The 7278-nt window shown below is 68.3% G+C and carries 7 protein-coding genes and 2 tRNA genes; 3 read left to right on the top strand and 6 right to left on the bottom strand.

Going from position 1 to position 7278, the window contains the following annotated elements:
- Positions 1–25: 25 nt before the first annotated feature.
- Positions 26–424 carry an NUDIX hydrolase gene (locus AB0M36_RS19585; protein ID WP_364159365.1) on the bottom strand — a complete coding sequence of 133 codons (399 nt, stop codon included), beginning with the start codon at positions 422–424 and terminating at the stop codon, positions 26–28.
- A gap of 172 nt (positions 425–596) precedes the next feature.
- Here AB0M36_RS19585 and AB0M36_RS19580 point away from each other — a divergent pair, with 172 nt between their 5' ends.
- From AB0M36_RS19580 to AB0M36_RS19570, 3 genes are all read left to right on the top strand, one after another.
- Positions 597–1775 carry a sulfotransferase domain-containing protein gene (locus AB0M36_RS19580; RefSeq protein WP_364159363.1) on the top strand — a complete coding sequence of 393 codons (1179 nt, stop codon included), beginning with the start codon at positions 597–599 and terminating at the stop codon, positions 1773–1775.
- An 805-nt stretch (positions 1776–2580) separates the two neighbouring features.
- Positions 2581–2853 carry a hypothetical protein gene (locus AB0M36_RS19575; RefSeq protein ID WP_364159361.1) on the top strand — a complete coding sequence of 91 codons (273 nt, stop codon included), beginning with the start codon at positions 2581–2583 and terminating at the stop codon, positions 2851–2853.
- Positions 2854–2912: 59 nt separating this feature from the next.
- Positions 2913–3302 carry a tyrosine-type recombinase/integrase gene (locus AB0M36_RS19570; protein WP_364159359.1) on the top strand — a complete coding sequence of 130 codons (390 nt, stop codon included), beginning with the start codon at positions 2913–2915 and terminating at the stop codon, positions 3300–3302.
- A gap of 64 nt (positions 3303–3366) precedes the next feature.
- Here AB0M36_RS19570 and AB0M36_RS19565 read toward each other — a convergent pair.
- The 5 genes from AB0M36_RS19565 to gyrA form a co-directional block, all read right to left on the bottom strand.
- Positions 3367–3439, bottom strand: a tRNA-Ala gene (locus AB0M36_RS19565).
- 14 nt (positions 3440–3453) lie between these two features.
- The gene (locus tag AB0M36_RS19560) at positions 3454–3582 is read right to left on the bottom strand and encodes a DLW-39 family protein (protein ID WP_211277715.1); all 129 of its coding nucleotides are present in this window, start codon (positions 3580–3582) and stop codon (positions 3454–3456) included.
- 38 nt (positions 3583–3620) lie between these two features.
- A tRNA-Ile gene (locus AB0M36_RS19555) sits at positions 3621–3697 on the bottom strand.
- Between the two features lie 205 nt (positions 3698–3902).
- On the bottom strand, positions 3903–4790 hold the full coding sequence (locus tag AB0M36_RS19550) for a DUF3566 domain-containing protein (protein WP_364159357.1): 888 nt from the start codon (positions 4788–4790) through the stop codon (positions 3903–3905).
- A 3-nt stretch (positions 4791–4793) separates the two neighbouring features.
- Positions 4794–7262, bottom strand: coding sequence for a DNA gyrase subunit A (gene gyrA / locus AB0M36_RS19545; protein ID WP_364159653.1), 2469 nt, complete (start codon positions 7260–7262; stop codon positions 4794–4796).
- Between the last annotated feature and the right edge of the window lie 16 nt (positions 7263–7278).

Genomic DNA, 7278 nt, shown 5'->3' with positions numbered 1-7278 from the left:
AATCCAGCTGAAGCGGCCGCGCACCTCACTCCAACCGAACAGCCACGATCATCGGAAAGACGGGCACGAGATCGGTGCCGCCCGGCCCGACCTCCGGCAGCGGCACCCAGTCCAGTCCGATCGGCTCCGGCCCGGTCACATGCGGTCCCAGCTCTGGCTCCCCGTCGCCCACCGTGCAGGCGAACACCGAGGTCATCCCGGAGGGATACGGGAAATCCTGCAGGTAGCGTGCCTCCTTCACGACGAGGCCCACCTCCTCCAACACCTCGCGGCGCACCGCATCCTCCGCCGTCTCACCTGGGTCGATCCCACCTCCGGGCAGCGTCCACCACTCCCGGCCGCCGTCGCGCCGGCTCCGCTCATGCACCATCAGTACGCGCCCATCCCGGACGATGATGGCCGCGGCTCGCCTCCGTCCACTCACGAGTGAAGGCTACTCACGTCGGCCCGGTGGCCACCCAAAAGGACCCACTCACCGCGACGACCACCTCGACCTGAACGAGCCCGCCGACGGGCTAGCGGCGCTCCGCCAACGGGCTGGCGGCGCTCCGCCGACGGGCTAGCGGCGCTCCGAGAGTTCCCCTAAGTTGGGCGAAATGCGCTACCGCTCCCCCGACGAGGACAGCGCCCGCTGGGACGGCTTCCCGTTCCGCGAGGGCGACATCGTGATCAGCACCAGGTCGAAGAGCGGCACGACGTGGGCGCAGATGATCTGCGCCCTGCTCGTCTTCCAAGAACCCGAGCTGCCGGCTCCCCTATCGAAGCTTTCACCCTGGCTGGATTGGCTGGTCCTCCCCCGCGACGAGGTGTACGCCCGCTTGGAAGCCCAGCGCCACCGACGTTTCATCAAGACCCACACCCCGCTCGACGGCATTCCCCTGGACCCGCGAGCCACCTACCTCGTCGTAGCCAGACACCCCCTCGACATGGCGGTCTCCCTCTTCCACCAGGGCGACAACCTCAACCGGGCCCGGATGACCGAACTCCTCGGCACCCCCGCCCCAACCGGCCCCACCCCACTGCCCCGGCCCCTCCACGACTCCCTGACCGCCTGGATCGACCGCGACGTAGCCCCAGCGGACGCCCTCGACTCCCTACCCGGCGTGATGTGGCACCTCACCGACGCCTGGCACCGCGCCTCCCCCACCCCGCAGGCCGCCCTCCCCCCGGGCCTGGCCCGCACCCCGGACACCGCGCTCTCCCCAGGCCTGGCCCGCACCCCGGACACCACGCTCTCCCCAGACGTTGCGCGCACCCCCGACACTGCCGTCTCCCCGGCCCTCCCCCACACCCCCGCCTTGTCTCCCAACCGCGACTGCGCCCCCGACGCGGATACCGCGCCCACCCCCGAGGCCTCCCCTAATCCCTCTCACCAAGCCAACAGCGCCTCGAACGCCGACGAAAACCACGGAGTCGACGGCAACAGCGGCGATGGCGCTCCCCGTCGCAGCCCGACCGTCATCCTGGTGCACTACGCCGACCTGATGAACGACCTCGAAGGCGAGATGCGCCGCCTAGCAAACCGGCTCGGCATCGAGGTGCACCAGGAGCGCTGGCCAACCCTGGTCGAGGCTGCCGGATTCGCCCAGATGCGAGCCCGAGCGGACCGGCTAGCACCCGACCCGGTCGGCATCATGAAGGACCGAACCGCGTTCTTCCGCCAAGGCGCCTCAGGCGCGGGCCGGGAGTTACTCACCGACGAGGAGTTCGCCCACTACGAGAAGCGAGCAGCCAAGCTAGCGCCGCCGGAACTGCTGGCCTGGCTTCACCGCTGATACCTGACTCCACCGCCAAGACATGTATCCGGCGCCACAGCAGGAATGACCAGGGCGCCCCCGGCGATGGGAACCGGCAGCCACGGACAGGTCAGGCAGGCCTGGTTAGCCGTCTGGCCCGGTCGCTGTCAGCGCTGCGGTCAAGATCCCTTCCACATGCGACCGCAAGCCGATCAGGGCGTATCGATCTTCCCGTCACGATGGTTGTCCCGGCCCCGAGCCTGGCGGTCCCCATTCTCCCCGCCCAGGCGGCTGCCCCGGTCCTGGGCCCGGAGGCCCCTGTCCAGGCGGGTGCGCCGGCGGCGCCGCGCCCGGCGGCACCCACCCCTGGCCCTGTGCCTGTGAGCGCTTCGCCTTTGCTCGTCGGATCGCCCATACGGCGCCGATGGCCGCAAGAACGAGGGGCAACAAGCAGCACACCATCAGCACGAGGACGTGCCACGGTTTGAGAGCGCCCATGCCGCGACGCTACCCAGCGGACCGAGGCAACCGCAGAGAGATCATGCAGATCGTCGAGTCTTTACGCGCCGTGGCACTTCTTCGCCACCACGCTGCTCACCAGCCATGCGGACCCGAAGGAAGTGCAGCGAGGGCTACGGCACTCGACGCTTCAGATCACCTTGGCCGGCGACCGGCGGGGTGGGGCCTCTTTGGGGTGCCCGGCCGGTCGCCGGCCGGGCCGCGCGGCCCGCTTGCGGGGCGCCTTGATCCAAGAAAAGGTCAATTCGGCAGTGACTGCACTCCGCGTGTGTGTGCATCCCCCGTGAGTGGACCGGTTGAGTGCGTCACGTTGCACCATTGGCGTATGGCACGAATGGTGATCCAAGACAGCTTCATGGCGACTGAGGTGGGCTTGGTGGTGACGGGTCGCCCAGAGGCCGGCGACATAGAGCAGGGCGAGCAGATGGTGTTGGAAGCCGATGGGGGTCAATACCAAGTGACGGTGCTTGCGATGCGGCGCATGTGCGCCCGAGGCGACGGTGCGTGGAACGTGGCGCGCGAAGGCGAGAACATCGGACTCGTGATCGATGGTGTACCCAAGGGATTGAGCGTCGTCGGATCGGTGCTCTGGTCCTGAGGCGCGGTCGCATTCCGTCCCGGCCGCCTCGCACCTGCCCCGCTGCTCGGATCCGCCACGTGGCGAACTACCCACCGGTCGAGATCGAGCTGGTGGACATCACGTCCGGTAGCGCGGTTCGCCGCAAGGTGCCGCTGATGTTCACCACGGTGCACGGCAACCCGTTCACGGACCGCACCTGGTCGGCGGAGTGGATCAAGTGGCGTCGCGCGGCTGGCTGGCCGGAGGACGCGCAGTACAGCGGCTTCCACGCGCTGCGGCACTTCTTCGCGACCACGCTGATCACGAACCACGTGGATCCGAAGGAGGTTCAGCGGGCGCTGCGGCACTCCACGCTTCAGATCACGTTGGAGACCTACGTGCACTTCTGGCCGCGCCGCGAGCGTCGTCGCGGAGTCGTCGGTGAGGTGCTGAAGTCGGTGGCCGCTGGGCGGTGGGACTGCACCTGATGTGGGCCCGAAGTGGGCCTAACGATCTTGGCCTTGCGTTTCCGCAGGTCAGAGGGAGGAAAAGTGGAGCCCAGGGGACTTGAACCCCTAACCCCCGCCTTGCAAAGGCGGTGCTCTGCCAGTTGAGCTAGGGCCCCCGGAACTACGGGGCTCAGCGCAGGTCGGGCGCCGTGGTGGCCTCGTGCCAGAGGGCGCGCTCGTCGCTGGAGGCCTTGACCCTCTTGACGACCAGGGCGGCTGCACCGACGATGCCGGCGACGATCAGGAGCTTCTTCAGCATTGCCGGGTCCCCTTTGATCTGCGGCGGAGGGACGTGCATGGTGGGGCTAGCTGGAATCGAACCAGCGACCTCAGAGTTATCAGCTCTGCGCTCTAACCGACTGAGCTATAGCCCCGTGACAGCGACACGAAGGTTACCGTATCCGGCTGCGGTGGCCCAAATCGGGGGCGGTCGCCGCGCCGGAGACAACCCCGGACACGACCGGGACGACCGAGGCGACCGGAGACAACCCCGGACACGACCGAGGCGACCGGAGGCGTCGACGAAAGCGAACGGCCGCCGCCCCGAAGGGCGGCGGCCGTTGGTGCGTACGCGTCTGGTCAGTCTCTTTCGGCGAGCGTGAGCTCGACGCCGCCGACCAGGTCGGCGCAGACGTTGTAGATGAATGCTCCCAGTGTCGCCAGCGCGGTGAAGAGCACCACGTTGACCGCCCCGATGAGCATGGACGTGCCGATGACGCCCCAGGCCGTGATGCGGAAGCCGCCGCCGCTGTTGGCGCCGGTGCCGCCGCTGGCGTTCACCAGGCTCTGCAGGCTGGTGTTCACCTCTTTCCATACGCCCATGGCGTCCAGGGCGAGGTACAGCACCGAGGTGGCTACGACCACGACGATGAACAGGACCACGGAGACGGCGAAGGCGAACTTCATCACGGACCACGGGTCGATCCGCTTGAGGTTCAGGCGCGCCCGGCGAGGGCCGCGGGCGGCCGACGACGTCACGGGAGAGCGGGCGGTGCGGACGGCCTCGGAGACCCGGGCCGCGCCGACCGCGGCGGCGCCGGCGGCGGGTGCGCTGCCGGAGGGGCTCTTGGGGGCCGCGCCGGGCCGCTGCGGGACCGTGGCGGGCTTGGCCGGAGGCGGTGCCACTCCCGCACGGCCGGCCTGGGCCGGCTGGACCGGGGTCGCGCTGCCCTTGCCCTTGGTGACGATGGGCACGGTGGCAGAGCCCTTCGCCGAGCCCTTCGCCGCCGGGGTCGCGGCCGGGCGCTTGCCCTCGGCTTGGCCGTCGCTGTCGGCGCTCGGCTCACCCGGCGGCGGGGCCATGCCCGGGGCGCGGGTGAACTTCGGCGGGGACGGGGCGTCCGCGGGAACCGCGGCGCGGCCAGCGGCGTCTCGCCCGTTCGATGCGGCGCCGTCCTTCTTCGGCTCCTCATCGACGGGTTTCGCCGAGGCCCCCGTACCTCCCGACTTCGCCTGTGTCTCCGGCATCAACTAGTCCTGTTCGTCAGGCTCGTCGGCATTACGAGCAAGCGCCACGATGGTTACACCTTCTGGGAGGTCCATGAGCTTGACCCCCATTGTGTTCCGATCCCGCGTGCGCCGTACAGGCTTCACGGGAGTCCGGATGACACCACCATTGCTGGTGATGGCAAACAGTTCATCCTCCGGGCTGATCACGAGCGCTCCGACCAAGCCGCCGCGACGCTCCGTGATCTTCGCCGTCAGCACGCCCTTGCCACCCCGTCCCTGCACGGGATACTCCTCGATCGGCGTCCGCTTGGCATACCCGCCGTTGGTGGCGACCAAAACGTCCATGCCATCGCGAACCACCTCCATGGCGAGCAGTTCGTCGTTGTCGCCGAACCGCATGCCGATCACGCCGGAGGTGGCCCGGCCCATCGGCCGCAGCGCCTCGTCGGTCGCGTTGAACCGGATGGCCTGAGCCTTCTTCGAGACCAGGAGCAGGTCGTTCTCCGAAGCGGCCAACGCAGCGCCCACCAACTCGTCATCCTCCCGCAGGTTGATGGCGATGATGCCACCGCTGCGGTTGGAGTCAAATTCCTCGAGTCGGGTCTTCTTCACGAGACCATTCTTGGTGGCGAGCACAAGGTACGGCTCCACCTGATAGTTCGGAATTTGGATGACCTGGGCGATGTGCTCGTCCGGCTGGAAGGCCAGCAGGTTGGCGACGTGCTGACCCTTGGCGACCCGGTTGGCCTCGGGCAGTTCGTAGGTTTTTGCCCGGTATACCCGGCCCTTGTTCGTGAAGAACAGGATCCACGAGTGGGTCGAGATCACGAAGAAGTGACTGACGATGTCGTCCTGACGCAGAGTTGCGCCGCTCACACCCTTGCCGCCACGCTTCTGCGAGCGGTAGAGGTCGACCTTGGTGCGCTTGGCGTACCCGGTCCTTGTGATTGTCACCACAACGTCCTCGCGCGCGATGAGGTCTTCCATTGAGACCTCGCCGTCGAACGGGATGATTTGGGTACGCCGCTCGTCGCCGAAGCGCGCGACGATCTCGGCGAGCTCCTCGGAGACGATCGCCCGCTGCCGCTCCGGCTTGGCGAGGATGTCCTTGAGGTCGGCGATCTCGATCTCGATGCTCGCGAGCTCGTCGATGATCTTCTGCCGCTCCAGGGCCGCGAGGCGCCGCAACTGCATGTCCAGGATCGCCTGGGACTGCACCTGGTCGATCTCGAGCAGCTGGATGAGGCCCTGGCGGGCGTCCTCGACCGTCGGCGAGCGCCGGATCAGGGCGATGACCTCGTCGAGCGCGTCGAGGGCCTTGACCAGGCCGCGCAGGATGTGCGCGCGCTCCTCGGCCTTGCGCAGGCGGTATGCGGTCCGCCGGCGGATGACCTCGATCTGGTGCTCGACGTAGTAGCGGATGAACTGCGCCAAGTTGAGCGTGCGAGGCACGCCGTCGACGAGCGCCAGCATGTTGGCGCCGAACGTCTCCTGCAGCTGGGTGTGCTTGTAGAGGTTGTTCAGCACGACCTTCGCGACCGCGTCACGCTTCAAAACCAAGATCAAGCGCATGCCCGTACGCCCGGAGGACTCGTCCCGGATGTCGGCGATCCCGGTGAGCTTGCCCTCCTTGACCAACTCCGCCACACGTTCGGCGAGATTGTCCGGGTTGACCTGGTATGGCAGCTCGGTGACGACGAGGCAGGGACGCCCGCGCGCGTCCTCCTCGACCTCGACCACGGCGCGCATGCGAATCGAGCCGCGGCCGGTGCGGTAGGCGTCCTGAATCGCCGACTGGCCGACGATCAGGCCCTTGGTCGGGAAGTCGGGACCCTTGACGATCTCCAGCAGCGCGTCGAGCGTGGTGGCCTCGTCGACCTCCGGGTTGTCCAGGCACCACTGCACGGCCGCCGCGATCTCGCGCAGGTTGTGCGGCGGGATCTTGGTGGCCATGCCGACGGCGATGCCCTCGGAGCCGTTGACGAGCAGGTTGGGGAACCGCGCCGGCAGGATCGTGGGCTCCTTGGCCCGGCCGTCGTAGTTGTCCTGCATGTCGACGGTGTCCTCGTCGATGTCCCGCAGCATCTCCATGGCGAGCGGCGAGAGCTTCGACTCGGTGTAGCGCATGGCCGCCGGCGGGTCGTTGCCCGGCGAGCCGAAGTTGCCGTTGCCGTCGATCAGCGGGTAGCGCAGCGACCACGGCTGCCCCATCCGGACGAGGGCGTCGTAGATCGACGAGTCGCCGTGGGGGTGGTAGTTGCCCATGACGTCGCCGACGACGCGGGCGCACTTGACGTAACCCCGGTCCGGCCGGAAGCCGGCGTCGTACATCGCATAGAGGATCTTGCGGTGCACCGGCTTGAGGCCGTCGCGGACGTCCGGCAGGGCACGACCGACGATCACGCTCATGGCGTAGTCGAGGTACGACCGCTGCATCTCGACCTCGAGGCCGACCGGCTCGACGCGCTGGCCGACCGTGCCGCCGCGGATGTCGCCCTGGGGCTCC

The sequence above is a fragment of the Actinoplanes sp. NPDC051346 genome (genome assembly GCF_040682215.1).
Lineage (GTDB): Bacteria > Actinomycetota > Actinomycetes > Mycobacteriales > Micromonosporaceae > Actinoplanes.
The sequence above is the reverse complement of the archived record's forward strand: the minus strand, read 5'-3'. Positions and strand labels throughout refer to the sequence as shown.

Coding starts and splice junctions, on each gene's coding strand:
- AB0M36_RS19580 (WP_364159363.1), top strand. CDS start 597: ATGCGCTACCGCTCCCCCGACGAGGACAGCGCCCGCTGGGACGGCTTC.
- AB0M36_RS19575 (WP_364159361.1), top strand. CDS start 2,581: ATGGCACGAATGGTGATCCAAGACAGCTTCATGGCGACTGAGGTGGGC.
- AB0M36_RS19560 (WP_211277715.1), bottom strand. CDS start 3,582: ATGCTGAAGAAGCTCCTGATCGTCGCCGGCATCGTCGGTGCAGCCGCC.
- AB0M36_RS19550 (WP_364159357.1), bottom strand. CDS start 4,790: ATGCCGGAGACACAGGCGAAGTCGGGAGGTACGGGGGCCTCGGCGAAA.